The organism is Rhizobium sp. rho-13.1, from assembly GCF_007000305.1.
In the GTDB taxonomy this organism is placed as follows: Bacteria; Pseudomonadota; Alphaproteobacteria; order Rhizobiales; family Rhizobiaceae; genus Rhizobium; species Rhizobium rhododendri.
Map to the genome: position 1 here is coordinate 1 of NZ_SCFL01000090.1, position 640 is coordinate 640.

1 protein-coding gene is annotated in these 640 nt (G+C 58.3%); it reads right to left on the reverse strand.

The genetic code is table 11. The annotated features are described in order from the left end of the window. Positions 1–640, reverse strand: a 640-nt coding sequence (locus EQW76_RS28765) for a HAMP domain-containing protein (protein WP_143123532.1), incomplete at both ends; no start/stop codon positions are given.

Sequence of the window (640 nt, forward strand, 5' to 3'; positions counted from 1 at the left end):
AGACCTGATCCGCATAACGGACGGAGTTCGACACCAGGTTGCTCACGGCTCTCGTCAGGCCTTGCGGCTTGCAGATGTACACGACACGTCGCGGACCTTCGAACGTAACGTTGACGCCAGTGTCGGCGAAATCGCTGGCGACGGTCTGGAGGAGGCTCGACAGATCGACTTTGCGGGTGTTTTCGACCTTGTCGTTGAGGAATGAGAGGCTTTCGTCGATCATCGAGCCGAGAGTGGTGACATCTCTCAGCATCAGATCCTTGAGGTCGGAATCTGCCAGCCGTTCGGCTCTCATGCGAAGCCGGGTGAGGGGCGTTCTGAGGTCATGGCTGATGGCGCGCAACAGCCTCGTGCGATCGACGGTCATCTGCTGAATACGGCTGCGCATGGTATTGAGAGAGTTAGCGAGAATTCGGATCTCGCTCGCACCCTCGACCGTGAACGGTTCCGCATAGGTTTCGTTCAGGACCGTTTCTCGCTGGGCCGCCGTCGCGATGCGCTCCAACGGCCGGGTTATCAGCCGGCTGCTGAGATAGGCCATGATCGCCAGGGGAATGATGATCTTCAAAAGCCCGCTGGCAACAGCTGGAGCAAACCAGAGATATTTCGGAAACGCAGGGGCTTCAATCGCAAGCGCGTT